The 20,232-nt window shown below is 62.9% G+C and carries 18 protein-coding genes and 1 pseudogene; 12 read left to right on the top strand and 7 right to left on the bottom strand.

The window, feature by feature from the left end; genetic code table 11:
* Nucleotides 1-12: 12 nt before the first annotated feature.
* A complete protein-coding gene (locus MYXE_RS05240) occupies nt 13-1,104 on the bottom strand; it encodes an amidohydrolase family protein (RefSeq protein ID WP_085195923.1) in 1,092 nt (363 codons plus the stop codon).
* A gap of 319 nt (nt 1,105-1,423) precedes the next feature.
* Here MYXE_RS05240 and MYXE_RS05245 point away from each other — a divergent pair, with 319 nt between their 5' ends.
* Nucleotides 1,424-2,422 carry an acyl-CoA dehydrogenase family protein gene (locus MYXE_RS05245; RefSeq protein WP_085195970.1) on the top strand — a complete coding sequence of 333 codons (999 nt, stop codon included), beginning with the start codon at nt 1,424-1,426 and terminating at the stop codon, nt 2,420-2,422.
* A complete protein-coding gene (locus MYXE_RS05250) occupies nt 2,406-3,581 on the top strand; it encodes an acyl-CoA dehydrogenase family protein (RefSeq protein WP_085195925.1) in 1,176 nt (391 codons plus the stop codon). The genes MYXE_RS05245 and MYXE_RS05250 overlap by 17 nt, the downstream gene beginning before the upstream one ends.
* 17 nt (nt 3,582-3,598) lie before the next feature.
* On the opposite strand, the gene MYXE_RS05255 is transcribed toward MYXE_RS05250, so the two are convergent.
* From MYXE_RS05255 to MYXE_RS05280, 6 genes are all read right to left on the bottom strand, one after another.
* Nucleotides 3,599-3,757, bottom strand: a complete 159-nt coding sequence (locus MYXE_RS05255; protein WP_157139301.1) for a hypothetical protein — start codon at nt 3,755-3,757, stop codon at nt 3,599-3,601.
* Between the two features lie 151 nt (nt 3,758-3,908).
* Nucleotides 3,909-4,358, bottom strand: coding sequence for a hypothetical protein (locus tag MYXE_RS05260; protein ID WP_085195927.1), 450 nt, complete (start codon nt 4,356-4,358; stop codon nt 3,909-3,911).
* Between the two features lie 12 nt (nt 4,359-4,370).
* Nucleotides 4,371-5,744 (bottom strand): cytochrome P450, encoded by a 1,374-nt coding sequence (locus MYXE_RS05265; protein ID WP_003922646.1) that lies wholly within the window; start codon nt 5,742-5,744, stop codon nt 4,371-4,373.
* Nucleotides 5,741-5,986, bottom strand: a complete 246-nt coding sequence (locus tag MYXE_RS05270; protein WP_050947787.1) for a ferredoxin — start codon at nt 5,984-5,986, stop codon at nt 5,741-5,743. Before MYXE_RS05270 ends, MYXE_RS05265 begins: the two co-directional genes overlap by 4 nt.
* Before the next feature lie 10 nt (nt 5,987-5,996).
* A complete protein-coding gene (locus tag MYXE_RS05275) occupies nt 5,997-6,857 on the bottom strand; it encodes a mycofactocin-coupled SDR family oxidoreductase (RefSeq protein ID WP_003922648.1) in 861 nt (286 codons plus the stop codon).
* A gap of 32 nt (nt 6,858-6,889) precedes the next feature.
* Complete coding sequence (locus tag MYXE_RS05280; RefSeq protein WP_003922649.1) at nt 6,890-7,591, bottom strand: SDR family NAD(P)-dependent oxidoreductase; 702 nt, start codon at nt 7,589-7,591, stop codon at nt 6,890-6,892.
* 261 nt (nt 7,592-7,852) lie between these two features.
* On the opposite strand from MYXE_RS05280, the gene MYXE_RS05285 reads away from it, so the two are divergent.
* The 10 genes and pseudogenes from MYXE_RS05285 (at nt 7,853) to MYXE_RS05330 (ending at nt 20,231) form a co-directional block, all read left to right on the top strand.
* On the top strand, nt 7,853-9,373 hold the full coding sequence (locus MYXE_RS05285) for an aldehyde dehydrogenase family protein (RefSeq protein WP_232061747.1): 1,521 nt from the start codon (nt 7,853-7,855) through the stop codon (nt 9,371-9,373).
* Nucleotides 9,370-10,578: a CaiB/BaiF CoA transferase family protein gene (locus MYXE_RS05290; protein WP_003922652.1), complete on the top strand. Its 1,209-nt coding sequence runs from the start codon at nt 9,370-9,372 to the stop codon at nt 10,576-10,578. Before MYXE_RS05285 ends, MYXE_RS05290 begins: the two co-directional genes overlap by 4 nt.
* A 300-nt stretch (nt 10,579-10,878) precedes the next feature.
* On the top strand, nt 10,879-11,691 hold the full coding sequence (locus tag MYXE_RS05295) for an MlaE family ABC transporter permease (RefSeq protein ID WP_039891142.1): 813 nt from the start codon (nt 10,879-10,881) through the stop codon (nt 11,689-11,691).
* Nucleotides 11,692-11,704: 13 nt separating this feature from the next.
* Nucleotides 11,705-12,568: an MlaE family ABC transporter permease gene (locus MYXE_RS05300; RefSeq protein WP_085195929.1), complete on the top strand. Its 864-nt coding sequence runs from the start codon at nt 11,705-11,707 to the stop codon at nt 12,566-12,568.
* A 9-nt stretch (nt 12,569-12,577) separates the two neighbouring features.
* Nucleotides 12,578-13,767, top strand: a pseudogene (locus MYXE_RS05305) (MCE family protein).
* Entirely contained in the window at nt 13,764-14,792 is a 1,029-nt protein-coding gene (locus MYXE_RS05310) for an MCE family protein (RefSeq protein WP_085195933.1), read from the top strand. Before MYXE_RS05305 ends, MYXE_RS05310 begins: the two are co-directional and overlap by 4 nt.
* Nucleotides 14,792-15,910 (top strand): MCE family protein, encoded by a 1,119-nt coding sequence (locus MYXE_RS05315; protein ID WP_085195935.1) that lies wholly within the window; start codon nt 14,792-14,794, stop codon nt 15,908-15,910. The genes MYXE_RS05310 and MYXE_RS05315 overlap by 1 nt, the downstream gene beginning before the upstream one ends.
* The gene (locus tag MYXE_RS05320) at nt 15,907-17,313 is read left to right on the top strand and encodes an MCE family protein (RefSeq protein ID WP_003922659.1); all 1,407 of its coding nucleotides are present in this window, start codon (nt 15,907-15,909) and stop codon (nt 17,311-17,313) included. The genes MYXE_RS05315 and MYXE_RS05320 overlap by 4 nt, the downstream gene beginning before the upstream one ends.
* On the top strand, nt 17,313-18,503 hold the full coding sequence (locus tag MYXE_RS05325) for an MCE family protein (RefSeq protein WP_112650043.1): 1,191 nt from the start codon (nt 17,313-17,315) through the stop codon (nt 18,501-18,503). Before MYXE_RS05320 ends, MYXE_RS05325 begins: the two co-directional genes overlap by 1 nt.
* Entirely contained in the window at nt 18,504-20,231 is a 1,728-nt protein-coding gene (locus MYXE_RS05330) for an MCE family protein (protein WP_085195937.1), read from the top strand. It abuts the gene before it with no gap.
* Nucleotide 20,232 lies beyond the last annotated feature (1 nt).

Genomic DNA, 20,232 nt, shown 5'->3' on the forward strand with positions numbered 1-20,232 from the left:
CTTTGTCTACGTCTACTGTGCGGCCAACTGGACCGGAATGTCTATGCCATACAGCTCGGCGGCATTGCGCCAGCACACCTTCTCGCGCTGCTCGGCGGTGAGCGCTCTGGGCAGCTTGCTGACATCCCAGCAGTGCCAGTGCGGATAGCTCGACCCGAACATCACCATGTTCTCTTTGCCCGTGAAGCTGAACCACTGGTCGGCGAACTCGGCGTCGCCGGGACCGTCGAAGCTGCCCGCGACGAAATACACGTGCCCCGGTAGATAGTCGCTGGGTATCCGCGGCGCCCACGGTGTTTGCTCGAGGTGGGGCCGACCGAAGACATCCATTCGCCAGATGAACGGGGTTAGGAAGTCCGCGGCACCGTCGGCCCACACGAACTTCACTCCTGGGAACCGTTCGAAGACCCCCTCGGCGATCATGTTCATCAGGTGGTACAGGTAGTTCAGCGCCATGAAGCTGACGTACTGCTCGTAGGTGCGGGTGTGGCCCGACGGCGTCGGCGGGAAACCAATGCCTTCGCCGGTCTCGATATGCACGGCCACCGGAAGGTTGGCGTCGGCCGCGGCCTCCCACAACGGCCAGAATTGTGGTTTGCCATAGAGTTCCCGCGACTGCAGCGGAACACCGATCTGTACCACGCGGGGGTGGTCCCGGTATTTCGCGAGCTCGCGCAGCGCACCAGCGATGTCGTCGGGGTTCACCCGGATGGTCCCGCGAAACCGGTCACCAAAGGCCGGGGACTCCAGCCAGCGCGACACCATCATCTCGTTGTGCGCTGCACACAGCGCGCTGCCCAAATGCCGGTCAGGCATGATGCCCCGGCCCATTGGATGCAGGACCGCAACGTCGACGCCGCGCTCGCTGAACAGGTGATTGCCGACGAAATCGGGATCGGAGCCGGGATAGCCGCGATCCGGACCGCGGGTGTCGCGGGCATATTCACCGCCGGGCGCCCCGTACCAGTCCATCTCGTAGTCGGGAAAGCCCCGGCTCTTGAACGGCTCGCGCAGGAATTTGCGGAGGTCAGGCGTGGACGCGAAAAAGATGTGCACGCTCGCGTCGACAAGCGGCGTACGCGTTCCGTCGGGGTGCTGTATCACTAAACCAACCCTTCGCGGTTCCAACCACCGAGTCGGACCAGCTGGTCATACGATAGGTAATCTAACATTTCCGTTGTTCGCCAATCAACGCGTTTCCGGTAAGCATTTCGATTCACCATTGTCCCAGGTGGCCGCCACTATCGCCACCGTTCACTGTAAGTGGTGTTCTTGTCATTGGACAATATCATTCTCCCCTCGACTTGTTACGGCCGCTTGGCCTCCATCCGACGCGGACGAGGCGCACTGGAGACTGTCACTGCGCTAATCGGAGAATGATATTCTCAAGCTGTCGGCGACCACAGCGAGGAGGCGGGCGGGGATGCTTTTGGAGTTCGATGCTGACCAGCGACTGTGGCAAGACACGGTGCGCGATGTCGTCACCAAACAATGCCCGCCATCGCTGGTGCGCAGCGTCGCCGAGGACGCCGTCGACCCCACACCGCTATGGAAGTCCTATGTGGACCTCGGCTGGACCGAGCTGAGCGAGCCGACGAGCGCGGTGGAACTGGCCATCGTGCTCGAAGAGTTGGGTCGCGCCACCGATCCGACGCCGTTTTTGGCCACGATGACCCAATTCGCGCCGTTGGCCGGCGGGCGCTACGACCCGCACGAGTCGGGCACCGCGGTGTATCACGGGGTGGCCGCGCGTCGAGATGGCCAGGGATGGGTCCTAGAGGGCACGGCCCGCCACGTCCTCGATGGTGACCGGGTGGACCGGCTGGCGGTGGTGACGGACGCCGGGGTCTTCATTGTCGGCGCCGGTGAGGTATCTGCCCGCCGCAGTTCGGTGTTCGACCCGGTATTGCATGTCGCCGAGGTGACATTCGCTGGTGTGGGGGTGCCCGACGGCGCTCGGGTCAATGTCGACGTCGAGCGCGCCCACCATGTTGCGCTGGCCGGGATGGCGATGACGATGGTCGGTGCCTGCCAACGCATCCTCGACCTCGTCCTCGACCATGTCCGCAGCCGCCACCAGTTCGGGGTGCCGATCGGGTCATTCCAAGCCGTGCAGCACAAGGCCGCCGACATGCATGTGGCGATCGAGCGCGCCCGCGCACTGGGATATTTTGCTGCACTGACGATTTCGGCCGACGACCCCCGGCGACGGTTAGCCGCTGCGATGGCCAAGGCCTCGGCGGGAGAGTGCCAGGCGCTGGTGTTCCGCCACGGCCTGCAGCTTTTCGGCGCGATGGGATTCACGTGGGAGAACGACCTACAGTTCGCACTCAAGCGAGCCAAAGCCGGCGAACTCATGCTAGGGGGCGCGGCCGAGCATCGGGCGATGATCGCGGAGGAGTACCGTGCAGCTGACTTTTGACGCCGACGTCGAGGCCTTCCGGGCCGAGTTTGTCGCATTCCTCGACGAACATTTGCCCGACGCGGCTGAGACCTTAGAGCGGCCGCGCTCGGTGTCGCACATGCCGGCGTGGGCGCGGCGTTGGCAGCGGCTGCTGTTCGACAACGGCTGGCTGCTGCCGGGACAACCGCCAGAGTTCGGGGGCCGCAACGCCACCGTTTTGCAGCAGTTTGTGCACCTCGAGGAGCTGTGCCGACGCCGGATCTATCACAGCTTCAACCCCCAAGGCGTGAATATCGTTGCGGCGTCGCTGTTGTCGTTCGGCACCGAGGAACAGAAGCGCCGCTGGGCAGTGCCGATTCTGCGGGCCGAGATCACCGCGTCGCTGGGGATGAGCGAGCCAAGCGCTGGCTCGGATCTGGCGTCGCTGCGCACCCGGGCGGTGCGCGACGGGGATCATTTCGTGGTCAATGGGCAGAAAGTGTGGACGTCTGGAGCCCATGACGCCGATGTATTGCTGACTTTCGTGCGTACCGATCCGAATGCACCCAAGCACAAAGGGATTAGCGCTTTGCTGATCCCGACCGATACGCCGGGCGTGGTGCGCCGGCCGTTCCCGTCGATCTGTAGTCGCGACGACCTTGACTTCAACGAAGTGTTTTTCACCGATGTCCGCGTTCCGGCGGAGAACCTGGTCGGGGAGCAAAACCAGGGATGGCGGGTAGCCAACGGATCACTGGGCCATGAACGCACGATGATGTGGCTGGGTTTCGCCGACCGGTTGCACAACCTCATCACCGATTTCCACCCGACCACGGCCCTCGACCGCGACCACTACGCCACCCTGGTCATGGACCACCACGCGTTACGGCTGCTCGGGTCGGTGGCGCTAGCCCGCGCAGCCCGCGGCGAAGAAGACGTTCCCGGGCTGTCGGTGCTCAAGCTGCTAGGCTCCGAAGCCGAACGAAGCGCCTGCGAACACGCCCTGGCCGCTGCCGGCTCCGACGGCCTCATTCACCCTACGCTGACGGGCCCCTACGCCCCGATGAACCTGGATCACTATTTCGCCAGCTGGTTCGAGCGCTATGCCCGCAGTTTCTCTGGCACCATCGCCGGCGGCACTTCGGAGATCCACCGCAACATCATCGCCCAGCGAGTGCTCGGCCTGCCGCAGCGTTGACGGGCACTCCCTCGCGCTCACTTACCATGGCGCCCCTTGCGTCCACGGCTGTCCGGCAACACCACGACCGCGATGGCCTCGTCGCGACGAAGGGTGAGCAGGTGGGGATCGGATGTGGCGGCCGCTGTCGCTGCAGCACGAGCGACTTCGGCGACCACGCAATCGGCAAAACTCACGCCGCGGCGTCGACCGTCTTAGTGGCGGGCCTCGGAGCAGCCCCGCCCGCCTCGCCACCGCCGCGTCCAACGGCGACGGGTCGGCCGGTCCCAGTAGGGCGACATCCAGGACTGCTTCTTCTTCGGTGGCTTTCTCGATGCAAGCCTCGCCCTAATACCGCACCAGCGTGAACGGATACGTCTCCGTTCCACCCGGCCCACCGCCGCAACTCGACCCGTAGGTCGTCACCAATGTGCCGGACAGTGTGGCCGGATCCCATGTGTAGGTGTCGTGCGAGGGAAGGAAGTAGACGACGCAACGCACGCCGTCGGGAATGTCGACGGTGAACGTGTAGTGGCCGTTCGCCAGGTGCGCGTTTCCGTCGTACGGCGCCGCCTGCCCGTTGGGCCTGGGGATGGCTTGGATGGTGACACAGTCGTCGGCGGGCGGGGTGCACGGCCGGATTGCCCAAATCCACCTGTGGTTAGGAAAATCGCGCGCAATCTGCAGTTCGTAGTTGCCGATCTGCATGCCGGCGCGGCTTACCGGGGCGAAGACCACCGCAGCCGCCACCAGCACGGCGGCCACTGCCAACGCTTTGAGCGGTTGCCGTCGGTTCATCTGCTCAGTATGTCAGTCGATGACAGCGGCTTCCTTGTATTCGGTAATCGGCCTGGCCAGACCCTGCTCGTCGCAGATCCGCTGCAGTTTTTCCAGCGTCTCGTCAAGGCCGGCGCCGATCCGGGGGCCGGGTGTGAAGGTGGCCGGCAGATGCCGCATGCCCTGGATGACGCCGATGGTGTCGTAGTGCACTGTGCCCGCAGGATCGCAGCGGTAGTCGGGCAGGCGGTCGAGCACCGCCGTGAGCATCGACTTGAACACCACCCGCGCGACGTTGGATCCAGCGCAACGGTGAACGCCCAATCCGAAGCTGAAGTGCCGATTACCCTTGCGGTCCAAGATGACCTGGTTCGGATCGGCGAACACCGACGGGTCGCGGTTGGCCATCGCCCACGAGATCCACAGGCGTTCGCCCTCTTTGAACCGGGTGCCGAAGAATTCACAATCCTGGGAGAACGTCCGGCCGTCGCCGGGCGCAGGGGTGAAGTAGCGCAGGAACTCTTCGGTCGCCGAGTCCAGCAACGTGTCGCGCTCACGGCTGAGCAGCTCGCGCTGATCGGGGTGCTGCGACAGCCATTCCAGCGCGTGCGCCGTCAGCGCCGTCGTGGTGTCGAAGCCGCCGCCGATGATCAGGCCCAGCATGCCGAACAGTTCGAGGTCGGGTGCCGGTTCGCCGTCGATGCGCAGCTGAATAAGCGCGTTGATCATGCCGGGGCGCGGGTTCTCCCGGATCTCAACGAGATTGCTGAACAGGTCGACGCCCATCTGCCGGTGCTGCTCAGCCACCCGCTCCGCCTCCGGCGAGTGTTCGGGAGTGTATACCGCCGCGTGCACGGGCTCGCTGTACATCTTCCATTTCTTGAGCGGAATACCCAGCATCGCCAGGGTGAGCACGGCCGGCACCACGTTGGCGAGATCGTCGACGAAGTCGATGCGGCCCTCTTGGATCTTGTCGTCCAGACAGGCGCGCACCACGTCGTCGACGAAGGGCACCCACCGTTTCACAGCGGCCGGAGACATGTACGGATTCAGCACGTTTCGGTAAATACGGTGCTCGGGATCGTCCATCTCCAGCATCCCGCCCCGGATGCCGCTGGCGCGTCGAGCCGGGGGGATGCTGATGCCCTGGTATGCCGGTCGTTCCCCGGTGAGGTCGTGATCGTTTGAGACATACGGGCAGCGGGCTAGCTCGAACACCTCCCGGTTGCCGGCCGCCACCCAGTGGCCGCCGTACGTGTCGGTCCAGGCGATCGGGCACTTGGCGAGCATCTCCTCGGTGATCGCCTCGAACTGGTCGCGGTACTCGGGCGTATGGCGGTCGAAGTGGTAGCGGGGTTGCCTGCGCTGGTTGTCAGCGTCTGCGGCCGTCCTGTCTTGCACGGTCACGACGTTGCCTCCCTTGGCTTTTCGAATTCAGAGTTATTGCCTGACGGTTCGGCATCGATGAAAATCGCGCACTCCGGGCAAGATTGGGCGGCTTCGCGAACCTTGTCTTCCAGGTCGCGCGGGACTTCGTCGAAGACCGCCGACGAGTGGCCATCGATGTCGTCAAGCTCGAATGCCTCCGGTGCGATCATCGAACACAATGTGTGTCCCTGGCACCGCTCGGGATCGACCCAAACCTTCATAGACTTCCCCTCAGATGTGGTAGTCGTACCACTTGAGATAGCCGCCGGCGTCGACACGTAACTGCATCCCGGTCACGTATCGAGCTTCGTCGGAGGCCAGCCACAAAACCGCGTTGCTGATGTCCTCCGGTTCGACGTACGGGATCTTCATCGCCTGCTGCACCCCGAACACCGGTTCGGCGTCCGCGCGGGTCGGGTGCTGCAGGTCGGGCCGGAAGGCGCGGTACATCGGCTCGCTCTGCAGCATCGGGGTGTTGGTGTTCGTCGGGTGAATGACGTTGGCGCGGATGCCGCGCGGTGCCAGTTCGGCAGCCAGCACGTGGACGTACTCCGCGATCAGCCGCTTGGAGTACAGGTATGCCATGCCGCCCGGATCGGCACCGGGATTGTCATTCTTGGCGACGTCCATCAGCGCGGCGGTGGAAGCAGTGGCGATGATCGACGCGCCCTCGCTCAAATGCGGCAACGACACCTGGATTGCGTTGATGGTGCCGATCAGGTTGGTGTTCCACACGTCGCACCAGGCCTGCAGCGGTGGGCTGCCCTGCATGCCGGCCACACCGGCCTGCGCAACCACGATGTCGAGCTTGCCGAATTCGGCCAGGCCGTTGTCGAGGGCAGCGCGCAATTGCGCGGCCTCGCGCACATCGGCCTGGGCGGTCACCACACCTTGGCCGGTCTTCTCTACCAGCCGCGCGGTTTCGTCGAGGTCTTCGGGCCGGGCCATGGGATATCCCATGGACTCGATGTCACGGCAGATGTCCACGGCGATGATGTCGGCGCCCTCTTCGGCCAGCCGGACCGCGTGGCTGCGGCCCTGCCCACGCGCGGCACCGGTAACGAAAGCGACTTTTCCCTGAACCCTTCCCACAAGACTTCCTTTCGATTCATGACCCCGATGAGCTATGTGTTTCGGCCGCCGTTGACGCCCAAGATTTGTCCGGTGATGTAGCCGGCCTCCTCCGACACCAGAAAGGCGCACGCCGCGGCGATGTCTTCCGGTTTGCCGATCCGGCGAACCGGGGTCGCGGCGATGTTTTTCTCGATGTCGCCGAGATGGCCCTGCTCCGCGGCCTTGCGCAGCATCGGGGTGTCGATGAAACCGGGCGGCACCGCGTTGACCGTGATGCCGCTTGGCCCGTACTCCAGCGCCAACGACTTGGTGAGCCCGTTGACCGCCGATTTGGCCGCCACATAGTGCGACATATAGGGGACGCCGGAATGCGTGCTCGACGACGAGATATTGACGATTCGTCCCCAGCCGGCCTCCAGCATGTCCGGCAAGACCGCCTGAATGGTGTGGAAGACGCCGTTGAGGTTGACGTCGATGATGCGCTGCCACTCGTCGAACGTGATGTGGACAAACCGCTTAAACCCGTCAAGGCCCGCGGCGTTGACCAGAATCGTGACCGGCCCCCACTGGCCGCGGATCGCCGAGAGCGCGGCATCGACCTGTGCGCGGTCCGTGACATCGGCGGTGAAGGCAAATTCAGTCTCTGCCGGTTTGAGGTCGATGGTGGCCACCCGATGGCCGTCTTTGCGCAGCCGCTCGGCGACGGCCAACCCGATACCCGATCCGCCGCCCGTGACAACAGCGGTCCTCACGCCGCGATCCAAAGCGGGGGCGCTAACTTTTCAGTCATCAAGAACATCCCTTCCGATTATGAGAACCGTACTCTCGCATTGGACATTCTCGCAAGATTCTGAACTACCGGTCTTGAAATGCGCGAATGCTTGCATACAGGTAACGACTCCAGACTGACAAGCAATGCCCAACGAATGCGTTCGGCGCTTGAGTTCTCGGAGTCCGAATGTAAGATTCGCCAGGGATGAGAATCAAATTATCCACATGTCTAGGAGGCCGGAATGCCATCGCAGGACTCGGCAGCGACCATCGTGGGAGGTGGCGGGTTCGCGGGCGAACGGCCGACCGACCGGCTGTTGCTGATCGACGGTCGGCTGGTCACGGCCAACCGGACATTCCCCTCGGTCAATCCGGCGACTGGTGAAGTCCTCGGCTACGCCCCCGACGCCGGGGTCAACGACGCCCAAGCCGCCATTGCGGCCGCGCGGCGCGCCTTTGACACCACCAGCTGGCCCACCGACGTCGAATTCCGGATTCACTGTCTTGACCAGCTCCACCGCGCACTGGTCGATCATGCCGAGGAATTGCGCGAGCTGACGATCGCCGAAGTCGGCGCCACTCGCGCATTGACCCACGGGCCCCAGCTCGACGAGCCGATCGGGATTGTCCGCTACTACGCCGACCTGCTGCGCACCTACCCCATGAGCGAAGACCTCGGCGAAATCGAGTCGCGCGGCATGCGCCATCACCGTTGGGTAGAGCGAGAAGCCGCCGGGGTGGTCGGGGCCATCATCGCCTACAACTATCCGAATCAACTTGCGCTGGCCAAGCTGTCTCCGGCTTTGGCTGCCGGATGCACGGTTGTGCTCAAGGGCGCACCGGACACGCCGCTGATCACGCTGGCGCTCGGCGAGCTGATCGCCAACCACACCGATATCCCGGCTGGCGTGGTCAACGTGCTGAGTTCGTCGGATCCGGCGGTCGGCGCCGCGCTGACCACCAGCCCCGACGTCGACGTCATCACCTTCACCGGCTCGACCGCCACCGGGCGCAAGATCATGGCCGCGGCCAGCGAAACGGTCAAGCGGGTCTTCCTCGAGCTCGGCGGCAAGTCCGCGGTGATCATGCTCGACGACGCCGATTTCGCCACCGCCAGCATGTTCGCGGCCTTCAGCATGTGCAGCCATGCTGGACAAGGCTGTGCGCTGACGTCACGGCTGCTGGTCCCGAGAAAGCACCACGACCAAATCGTCGAGCTGATCGCGCAGAACTTCGCCAAGGTGCGGCATGGTGACCCGGCTGATCCGAATACCTACATGGGTCCGTTGATCAGCGAGCGTCAACGAGACAAGGTCGACGGCATGGTCCAGCGGGCCATTAATGGTCCGGGCCCCGGGGCGACTCTGGTGACCGGAGGCAAGAAAATCGACCCGGGGTTCTTCTATGCGCCCACCTTGCTGACCAACGTCGACCCGGACAGCGAGATCGCCCAGGAGGAGATTTTCGGGCCGGTGCTCGTGGTCATCCCCTTCGACGATGACGACGACGCCGTGCGCATTGCCAACAACTCGATCTACGGCCTGTCGGGCTCGGTGTTCGGCAGCCAGGACCGGGCGCTGGCGGTGGCGCGCCGGATCCGGACCGGCACGCTTTCCATCAACGGGGGTAACTACTTCGCGCCGGACGCGCCCTTCGGGGGTTACAAGCAGTCCGGCGTGGGTCGAGAAATGGGGGTCGCCGGGCTCGAAGAGTTCCTGGAGCGCAAGACATTAGCGATGCCGGTTGCCGGGGTGGTCGGATGACCGCCCCGCTGCACGGCATCCGCGTACTCGAAGTGGCCATGTACGGTTTCGTCCCGTCCGCGGGTGCGGTTCTGGCCGAATGGGGTGCCGACGTGATCAAGGTCGAGCACGCGGTAACCGGCGACCCCCAGCGTGGGCTGCGTCAGACGGGCATGTTGCGGGTGGAGGGCGACCCCAACCCCAACATCGAGCACGCCAACCGCCGAAAGCGCAGCATCGGCCTGGACATCTCGGTGCCCGAGGGCAAGGAGGTGCTCTACGAACTGGCTCGCAGGTCCGATGTGTTCTTGACCAGTTTCCTGCCAGGTCATCGCAAGAAGTTCGGGATCGACGTCGACGACATCCGCGCGGTCAACCCCAAGATCATCTACGCGCGCGGAAGTGCGTTCGGCCCGCGTGGCGCGGAGTCGGGCAAGGGCGGCTATGACATGACCGCGTTCTGGTGCCGGGCCGGAACCGCCGCCACCATCACCCCGGTCGGCATGGACGGCATGATCGGCCCGCCCGGTCCGGCCTACGGCGACACCATCTCCGGCACCAACCTCGCCGGCGGTATCGCCGCGGCGCTGCTGAAACGGGAACGCACCGGCGAGCCGTCGATCGTGGACGTCTCACTGCTCGGCAGCGGCTTGTGGTCGCTGGGGCACACCGTGGCCTTGACAGTGCATCTGGGACAACGGCTGGAAGCCCCACCCCCGGGGGTGCACGGGGCACCCAACAATCCCTTGGTTGGCCTGTACACGACGGCGGACAACCGCTACATCTCGTTCGTGATGATGCAGCCGACCAAGTTCTGGGCAGACGTGTGTCGCCACATCGATCGCCCCGAGCTCGCCGACGATCCCCGCTTCGCCACCGACGAGCAGATCGCCGCCAACACCGCCGAGGCTGTGAAAATCCTGTCCGAAGCAATCGCAACACGCAGTCTGGCCGAATGGAGCGAACGGTTCGTGACACTGTCGGGTCCGTGGGCGCCGGTGCAGGACACGCTCCAAGCCGCCAACGATGCGCAGATACGGGCCAACGAATATATAGTGCGGGCCGGTGAGCTCGAATTGGTGGCCAACCCGGTGCAGTTCGATGTCACCGCGCCCGAATCCGGCCCAGCCCCCGGTTTCGCCGAGCAGACCGACGAGATCTTGCTCGAACTCGGATTCGACTGGGATCGCGTCATTGAGCTCAAGACGGCCGGCGCCGTCACGTAGAGCCGGGAGACGTTCGATGCCGGGAAGTTTCGAGACTCTTGATCTTGGTTCTGTATTCGCCTCCAAAAGGGCGGAGCATGAGTCATAATCGCGAAACGCACGACCAAGGTGGGGGATCTGTCCGATCACCGTTAAGTGGTGATGCCAACCCCAGGCAGGGAGGAAGCGGCGTGGGCAGCCTAGCTATTCTCGGCGCCGGGATAACGACGCTCCCGGATGTCGTCGCGATCCCTCTGCCGCACAAGACTATTCGTCTGAAAGCCGGGCCATTTCCGACCGTTGGGGAAGGAGCGCCAACTGGTGGCGACTAAGGGGGTCGAACGTTGGACCCCTGGCATCAGTTTGAGCGGGGGCCTCAGCGGGGCAATGCAAGCGGTTGGAGGGCTGTTCGCCATGGCCGCGGACGCGATACGGTTCACCTTCCGCCGACCATTCCAGTGGCGAGAGTTCCTTGACCAATGCTGGTTCATTGCTCGAGTCTCGTTGCTACCCACAGTGATGGTCGCGATTCCGCTGACGGTACTTGTCAGCTTCACACTCAACATCCTGCTGCGCGAACTGGGCGCGGCCGATCTATCCGGTGCCGGTGCCGCGTTCGGCGCGGTCACGCAGGTCGGCCCGCTGGTGACAGTGCTGATTGTCGCGGGAGCCGGTTCGACCGCGATGTGCGCGGACCTGGGTTCACGCACCATCCGCGAGGAGATCGACGCGATGGAAGTGTTGGGAATCAACCCGGTTCAGCGATTGGTAACGCCCCGGATGCTCGCGGCCGGTCTGGTGGCTTTCCTGTTGAACAGCTTGGTGGTCATCATCGGCATTCTGGGCGGCTACACCTTCTCGGTGTTTATTCAGGACGTCAATCCTGGCGCGTTCGCGGCCGGTATCACGTTGCTCACCGGTGTGCCCGAGGTGATCATTTCGTGCGTCAAGGCAGCGCTTTTCGGCGTGATCGCGGGCCTGGTGGCTTGCTACCGCGGATTGACGGTCTCCGGTGGCGGTGCCAAGGCCGTGGGCAACGCCGTCAACGAAACCGTGGTGTACGCGTTCATGTCGCTGTTCGTCGTCAACGTGGTCGTCACTGCCATCGGCATACGCTTCTCGACACACAAGTGACCGGAGAGATGCCGTGTCGGTAAAGACGCTCAGAGCCACCTATCCCCGGACATTCCGGGCCCTCGACCAATGGCGCAGACCGGTTGCAGTTCTGAGCGGGATCGGCGACCACGCCTTGTTCTATGGCAGGGCACTCGCCGGTATACCGCATGCCTCGGTGCACTATCGCCGTGAGATCGTTCGGCTCATCGCCGAAATTAGCATGGGCGCAGGCACTTTAGCGCTGATTGGTGGGACCGTCGTCATCGTCGGGTTTCTGACCCTGGCCGCAGGCGGCACACTTGCCGTGCAAGGGTATAGCTCGCTGGGCAATATCGGTATCGAGGCGTTGACCGGATTCTTGGCGGCATTCATCAACGTCCGTATTTCGGCACCTGTCGTCGCGGGAATCGGCTTGGCCGCCACCTTTGGCGCCGGGGTAACCGCTCAATTGGGCGCCATGCGGATCAGCGAAGAAATCGACGCGCTGGAATCAATGGCGATCCGGCCCGTCGAGTACTTGGTCAGCACCCGCATCATTGCCGGGATGATGGCCATCACGCCGCTTTACAGCATCGCGGTGATCCTCTCGTTTCTCGCCAGCCGATTTGTCACTGTCGTGTTGTTCGGGCAATCAAGTGGCCTCTACGACCACTACTTCAATACGTTCCTGAACCCGATCGACTTGTTGTGGTCGTTTTTGCAGGCCATCCTGATGGCTCTTACTGTTCTGTTGGTGCACACGTACTTCGGCTATTTCGCCTCAGGCGGGCCTGAGGGTGTAGGAGTCTCGACCGGCAACGCGGTGCGTGCGTCGCTGATCGTCGTGGTCTCGGTGACGCTACTAGTTTCGCTCTCCATTTACGGCGCCAACGGCAACTTCAACCTCTCGGGGTAGGAAAGGTCGATGAACCACACGGGGATACGTGCACTGGCGGGTCTAGTGACCATTGTGGTGATCGTCGGCATTGTCGCGGTGGCCCTGAACTTGTTCCGTGGCGGATTCGCCGAGACAGTCCCCATTACCGTGTTGTCGCCCCGCGCCGGGCTGGTGATGAATCCGGACGCCAAGGTCAAGATGCGCGGCGTGCAGATAGGCAAGGTCGACACGATCGAGTCGCGGGCGAATGGCCAAGCCGTCCTTCACCTTGCGATCGATCCCTCGCAGCTGAAGTTCATTCCCGCCAACGTGCTCGTTAATATCGCGTCCACAACGGTATTCGGCGCCAAGGCGGTTGAACTGGTACCGCCGGGCCAATCCCTCGCCGCAGCGGCTGCATGCTGGACAGGTGCTCGACGCCAAACATGTGATGGTGGAAGTGAACACGGTGTTCGAGCATCTGACGGCGGTGCTCGCGAAGATCGAGCCGGGCAAAGCTCAACGAGATCCTGGGAGCTCTGGCCAAGGCGCTGAGCGGCCGAGGGGAAAAGCTCGGTCAGGCGCTTAGCGATCTGGATTCGTTTCTGGCCAAGTATGATCCAAGCCTTCCCGCGCTGAGCCGCGATATCGCGATGTCGCCGACAGTGTTCAACGCCTACGCCGACGCCGCGCCAAACCTTGTCAAGACCGTAGACAACGCGTCAACGATCAGCCAGACCATCGTCGACGAGCAAAGGAACTTAGATGCGTTGCTGATCAGCGCTATTGGCCTGGCCGACATCGGCAACGATGTATTGAGCACCAACCGCAAACCGCTGACGAATGTTCTGCATCTCCTGGTGCCGACCACCGACCTGACCAACGAATACAACAAGGCGCTGTGGTGTGGCTTCGCAGGAATGGCGGTAATCGCGCACAACCAGCCGTTGCCGGAACCGAGCATCTGGATCACGGCGAGCCTCACGTGGGGCGGTGAACGGTATCGGTATCCGACGAATTTGCCCAAGGTTGCAGCGACGGGCGGACCGCAATGCAACGGCTTGCCGAGGCTGCCCTTCAACACCAACCCGAAGCTCTTGGTTACCGATATCGGCGCGAACCCGGCGCAATACGGGAACCAGCAGCTGCTGATCAACTCCGACCTGCTCAAACAGCTGCTGTACGGCCCGATCGCCGGTCCGCCGCGTAACCCCGCCCAGATCGGACAACCCGGATGAGAGGCTCAGCGCGCGCGACGATCATCAAGTTCGGCGCCTTCGCCGCCGTGATGGCGATGCTGACCGCGTTCCTATTCTTCGTGTTCGGCCAATACCGCACGGGCGCGACAGCCGGTTATTCGGCAGTCTTCAACGATGCGTCCCGGTTGAAGTCCGGGGATTCGGTGCGGGTCGCGGGAATTCGGGTGGGCACCGTCAACAGCGTCTCGCTGCGCCCGGATAAGAAGGTCGTGGTGAAATTCGATGCCGACCGCAACATCGTGCTCACGCAAGGGACCCGAGCGGCGGTTCGCTATCTCAACCTAGTCGGTGATCGCTATCTCGAACTCCTCGACGGGCCCGGCTCTACCATGCGGCTGCCAGCTGGAGGGCAAATCCCGGTGGATCGCACCGCGCCGGCGCTCGACCTCGACCTACTCCTCGGCGGCCTGAAACCTGTTATCCAGGGCTTAAATGCACACGATGTCAATGCTCTCTCGTCCGCGCTGCTGCAAGTGTTTCAGGGCGAGGGCGCAACCCTCGACTCACTATTCTCCAAGACGACGTCGTTCTCGAATGCCCTGGCCGACAACGACGAAACGATCCAGCAACTAATCGACAACCTGAACACCGTGGTGGCCACCCTCGGCAAGGACGGTGAGAAGTTCTCAGGTGCTATCGACCGGCTTGAGCGGCTTGTCAGCGGACTGTCGGACGACCGCAACACGATCGGAGCCGCCATCGACGCCTTGGATAGGGGCACCGCCTCGCTAGCAGATCTGCTGTCGAATGCGAGGCCCCCATTGGCGGGCACGGTGGAGCAGCTGAGCCGACTGGCACCAATCCTGGAGCAGGACAAGGACCGCCTCGACGCCGCGATCCAGAAAGCGCCAAAGAACTACCGCAAACTGTCGCGACTCGGCGTATTCGGCGCCACCATTCCGTACTACCTGTGCCAGATACGCATCCGGGGCACCGACCTCAACGGCAACACGGTGGTTGCGCCCTGGTTCAGGTCCGAGGCACCGAGATGTGAGGAACCCTGATGCTCAAGTATCGCGGCGCTAGCCTCATCAGGGCGGGATTCATCGGTGCAGTGCTCATCGTATTGGTCATTCTGGTTGGCCTCTCGCCCGAGCGACTGGTCTCGTGGGCAACGGAAGTTCGCTACCAAGCCTTGTTCGCCGAGGCCGGCGGTCTTGCGGTCGGCAACACGGTCACGGTGTCAGGAATCAAAGTTGGCACGGTATCGGGCGTGTCCCTGCACAACGGCGATGCCTTGGTGACTTTCACGATGAAGGGCAATGTGCCGCTCGGCTCAGACACCACCGCTCACATCAGGACCGGCACGCTGCTAGGTGAACGGGTGCTGACCGTGGAATCGGCAGGCCACGGCACGATGCATCCGATGGAGGTCATCCCGGTCTCGCGCACATCCTCGCCCTACTCCCTGACCGAGGCAGTCAGCGACGTGACCAAATACGCCGCGGAGACCAATACCCAAACTCTCAACCAGTCACTGGACACACTTTCGGCGACGTTGAACCAACTTGCACCGCAATTGGGGCCCACTTTCGACGCAGTGAGCCGGCTGTCGCGAAGCCTCAACAGCCGCAACAAGACCCTGGGCGACTTGTTCAAAAATGCCGCCGATGTCACCGGAATCCTGTCCGAACGCAGTCAGCAGGTTAACAAGCTCATCCTCAACGCCGACGATCTGCTCCAAGTTTTGGTCGTGCGGCGACAAGAGATCGTCGATCTGCTGGCCAACACAGCGGCCGTGGCCAAGCAACTGACGGGATTGGTGCACGACAACGAAAGCAAGTTGGCGCCGACACTGGAGAAGTTGAATGCGGTGACCGCGGTGCTGGAAAAGAACCGCGACAACATTTCCAAGGCACTGCCGGGACTGAAGAAATTCCAGCTCACGGTGGGCGAGTCGGTATCTAGCATGTACGCCTACTCAGCGTTCGTCCCGAACTTCCTTGTCCCACAACTTTTCCAGCCGTTCCTCGACTACCTGTGGGGCTTCCGCACGTTCGATACCACCCGCGGCCCCGGCTTCCCGTCACCGGTGCCACGATCGCTGGTGCCCTGGCCGTACAACGGCATTCCTCCCTGTGAGGGCTGTACGTTGGGCGGACGGATCGGAGGATCGCAATGATTCGGCGCAGCCGGTTGGCAGCGGTGCTAGCGATCGCGTTAGCCGGCTTGTTGGTCGGTGGCGCCGCTTTGGTTGTCCATCACACGTTCTTTCGTCCGAGAACCATCACCGCCTACTTCACCACTGCCACCGCGATTTATCCAGGCGACGACGTTCGGGTCTCCGGTGTCAAAGTGGGCAGTATCAAGTCCATCGAGCCGCACGGCACAACGGCTAAGATGACGTTGCACATCGACCGCAGTGTACCGATCCCGGCCGATGCGAAAGCGGTGATCGTCGCCCAGAATCTGGTGGCTGCCCGTTACGTACAGCTCACTCCCGCCTACCGAGCCAGCGGTCCGGTAATGCCGGACGGGGCGGTGATACCAGTTGAACGCACGGCGGTGCCTGTCGAATGGGACGAGGTTAAAACCGAATTGATGCGGTTGGCAACGGAATTAGGTCCCAACAGCACGGTATCGACGCCGGCGGTCTCGCGGTTCATCGACAGCGCCGCAAATGCACTTGAAGGCAACGGCGACAAATTGCGGCAGGCGCTCGCGCAATTGTCCGGGGTTGCGCGGATTCTCGCCAACGGGAGCGGCAACATTGTCGACATCATCAAAAATCTGCAGACCTTCGTCACCGCCTTGCGCGACAGCAACGTGCAGATCGTGCAGTTCAACGACCGGCTGGCCACGCTCACCAGCGTAGTCAACGACAGCCGATCCGAACTGGATGCGGCCCTGACTGAATTGTCGACAGCTGTCGGGGAGGTGCAGCGATTCATCGCCGAAACCCGCGACCAGACAAGCGAACAAATCCAGCGCTTGGCCAATGTCACCCAGGTCCTGGCCGACCAGCATCTGGATCTGGAAAACATTCTGCATGCGGCACCGAATGCGCTGGGAAACTTCTTCAACGACTACAACGCCGACACCGGAACCATCGTCGGAGGGTTCGGCATCATGGACTTCGCAAATCCCGTCGCATCGGGTTTGCTGGTTCCGCTGCCAATTCCCGGCTGCACGCAGACCGGCGCTATCGGGAACATCACCGCGGTCGAATCGGCCAAGTTGTGCTCTTTGTTTATCGGTCCAGGGCTGCGGCTGCTCAACTTCAACAATCTGCCGTTTCCCATCAACATATTCCTGCAGAAGTCGATAGATCCAAGCAAAATTATCTACAGCGAAGAGCGCCTGGCGCCCGGTGGCGAGGGCCCGAAACCTGGACCGCCAGAACAGCCGCCCGCGGTGTCGGCCTACACCGGTCTGCCCGGGGATCCGGTCGGTCCGCCAGGGGCCGTGCCGCCGGCGCGCATACCGGGAGCGGCGATGCCGCTGCCACCGGCACCATCGAGACCGATGGAATCGCCGCCCCCACCGCCACCGGCGCCAATGCCAGCTGAAGGGCCGCAATCATGATGCGTTTAGTGCGGCGGGTACTTGCGATTGGTTGCTGTGCGCTGCTGAGCGTGACCGGATGCGCCTTCCACGGCCTGAACTCATTGCCTTTACCGGGCGCCGTGGGGCGCGGGCCCGGAGCGAACATCTACCACGTCGAGATCCCTAACGTCAGCACGCTGGAGTCGAATTCGCCGGTAATGATTGACGACGTCGTCGTGGGCAGCGTCGGCCCAATGAGGGTAAAAGACTGGCACGCCGACGTTGAGATCTCGGTAAAACGCGATGTTGTCGTTCCCGCGAATGCAGTGGCCAGTGTCGGTCAAACCAGCTTGCTGGGATCGATGCACCTGGAGCTCAACCCGCCACTTGGTCAGCCGGGCATCGGGCGGCTGCAACCGGGTGCCACCATCCCGCTCAATCGGTCGTCGACATATCCGTCGACGGAGCAAACGCTTTCATCGCTATCGATCGTTGTCAACGGCGGCGGGCTTGGGCAGATCGGCGAGATCGTCCACAATTTCAGTGCGGCTTTGTCCGGCCGAGAGAGCGCCGTTCGTGACCTCATCAACCGCCTCGACACTTTCGTGGGTACCCTGGACCAGCAGCGCGACAACATCGTCGCGTCCATTCAAGCGTTGAACCGGCTGTCTACCACATTCGCCGGGCAGCGTGACGCCCTCACCCGCGCGCTGCGCAAGGTTCCGCCAGCGTTGGATGTGCTGATCAAGGAGCGGCCCCGATTCACGGCCGCACTGGACAAACTTCGCGTCTTCAGCAACACCGCCACCGGACTGATCAACGACACTCAGGCTGATCTGGTCAAGAACCTGAAAAACTTGGAACCGACGATCCGTGCGCTTGCCGACGTCGGGCCGGAGCTCGACACGGCGATCGCGGCGGCGACGGTTTTCCCGTTCACTCAGAACTTCGTCGACCGAGCCGTTCGAGGCGACTACTTCAACCTGCATGTCGATTTGGACCTGAGTATTCCACGGCTCAAGCGGGGACTGCTGTTGGGCACCCACTGGGGACAACTCGACATGCCATTGGTACCCGCTCCCGGGGAACCGTATTACCTGAACTACACGCTCGATCCCCTGCACGCCGGGGTCGCGCCACGGCTCCCCGGTCCGCCGCCTCCAGGTGCCGCGCCGCCAACTGGCCCGACGCCACAGTTAACCGGCCCGCTGCTCGAGGGAGGCGGATAGATGCTGTCGCGCTTTGTCCGGATACAGCTGGCAATATTTACTATTGTCGGGGCCATCGGTGTGATCGCGATGGTGCTTTTCTACATCCAAGCGCCGACGCTGCTGGGCATTGGGCGGATGACAGTCACCTTGGAGTTACCGGCCACTGGCGGTCTCTACCGGTTTTCCAACGTGACCTACCGGGGTGTTCAGGTTGGTAAGGTCACCTCGGTGGGACTGACAGCCAATGGTACGAAAGCGACGCTCTCCCTTGCTACTTCGCCCAAGATTCCGGCGAACTTGCAAGCGGATGTGCGCAGCATCTCGGCAGTGGGCGAACAGTATGTCGATTTGCGCCCAAAAACCGACTCCCCACCTTACTTGCGCAACGGGTCGGTTATTCCCATGCGTGACACTACGATCCCGCAATCTGTTGGCCCCTTGCTCGAGCAAGTCAACGCCTTGATCAGCAGCATCCCCAAGAACAAGCTCAGCCAATTGCTCGACGAGTCGTTCCAAAGTTTCAACGGGGAAGCTTACGATCTCGGGTCGTTGTTCGACTCGTCTACGAGGATCTCCGCAGACGCGAACAGCGTCGCTGACCGCACCCGGACCCTCACCGAAGACACTGTCCCGCTGCTAGATTCGCAAGCACGCACCACCGATTCGGTCAGAACATGGGCGCGCAGCTTAGCTGGGATCTCGGACGTGTTGGTAACTGACGATTCCCGGGTTCGCACCCTGCTGCAAAACGGTCCTGAGGCCGCGAACGAAGCGTCCCGGCTTTTTGAACAGATCAAACCGACGCTGCCGGTGCTCCTCGCCAACTTGACAACCATCGGGCAGATCGGCGTCACTTACCACCCCGGCTTGGAGCAACTCTTGGTATTGCTGCCGACGGCGGTTGCCATCGAGCAGGCGGCCGGTCCCGTCAACCATCCAGAAGGTTTCGCTCAAGGCGACTTTGCGCTCACGATCGACGATCCGCCGATATGCACGGTCGGCTTTTTGCCGCCCAGCCAATGGCGCTCTCCCGCCGACACCAGCGACATCGACACCCCGGATGACATGTACTGCAAACTCCCGCAGGATTCACCGCTTTCGGTTCGCGGTGCCCGTAACTACCCGTGTATGGACAAGCCCGGAAAGCGCGCGCCCACGGTCGAAATCTGCAAGAGCGACAAGCCATACATGCCGCTCGCGATGAGGCAGCACACGCTCGGCCCCTACCCCCTCGATCCCAACCTGCTCGCGCAGGGCATTCCGCCCGACGACCGGGTCACCGCCAGCGACAGGCTCTACGCCCCGACTGAGGGCACACCGTTGCCACCAGGAGCGATCCCTCGGGGCACACCTCCTGGGCCGCGGGGTGCGACTCCGCCACCAGGCACGTTGGGAGCGGCTGCACCGCCGCAGCCGTCATCGGGACCGCCGCCGGCGATCATCGCACCGCAGTCCGGTGAGGTTTCACCCATTGCGCCACTTGACGTCCCCTCGCCGGGTGAGTCGCCCCCGCGATCAGCCTCGCCGCCACCTACGATTCCGCCGCCCGCCAATGTCAACGGCGGACAGCCGCAAGCTGCGCCGAGTGCATTCGGCACGATCAAGGAATCTCGGCTACCAGTGGTGATCGCAAAGTATGACCAGCGCACCGGTCGATACGTTGGCCCGGACGGAAAGCTTTACCAGCAGTCGGATCTCGTCAGCCCTTCAGCGCCGAAGAAGTGGCAGGACCTGCTACCCACCTGAA

The sequence above is a fragment of the Mycobacterium xenopi genome, assembly GCF_009936235.1.
Lineage (GTDB): Bacteria > Actinomycetota > Actinomycetes > Mycobacteriales > Mycobacteriaceae > Mycobacterium > Mycobacterium xenopi.

Coding starts and splice junctions, on each gene's coding strand:
- MYXE_RS05320 (WP_003922659.1), top strand. CDS start 15,907: ATGATTCGGCGCAGCCGGTTGGCAGCGGTGCTAGCGATCGCGTTAGCC.
- MYXE_RS05290 (WP_003922652.1), top strand. CDS start 9,370: ATGACCGCCCCGCTGCACGGCATCCGCGTACTCGAAGTGGCCATGTAC.
- MYXE_RS05315 (WP_085195935.1), top strand. CDS start 14,792: ATGCTCAAGTATCGCGGCGCTAGCCTCATCAGGGCGGGATTCATCGGT.
- MYXE_RS05330 (WP_085195937.1), top strand. CDS start 18,504: ATGCTGTCGCGCTTTGTCCGGATACAGCTGGCAATATTTACTATTGTC.
- MYXE_RS05260 (WP_085195927.1), bottom strand. CDS start 4,358: ATGAACCGACGGCAACCGCTCAAAGCGTTGGCAGTGGCCGCCGTGCTG.
- MYXE_RS05325 (WP_112650043.1), top strand. CDS start 17,313: ATGCGTTTAGTGCGGCGGGTACTTGCGATTGGTTGCTGTGCGCTGCTG.
- MYXE_RS05310 (WP_085195933.1), top strand. CDS start 13,764: ATGAGAGGCTCAGCGCGCGCGACGATCATCAAGTTCGGCGCCTTCGCC.
- MYXE_RS05285 (WP_232061747.1), top strand. CDS start 7,853: ATGCCATCGCAGGACTCGGCAGCGACCATCGTGGGAGGTGGCGGGTTC.
- MYXE_RS05270 (WP_050947787.1), bottom strand. CDS start 5,986: ATGAAGGTTTGGGTCGATCCCGAGCGGTGCCAGGGACACACATTGTGT.
- MYXE_RS05245 (WP_085195970.1), top strand. CDS start 1,424: ATGCTTTTGGAGTTCGATGCTGACCAGCGACTGTGGCAAGACACGGTG.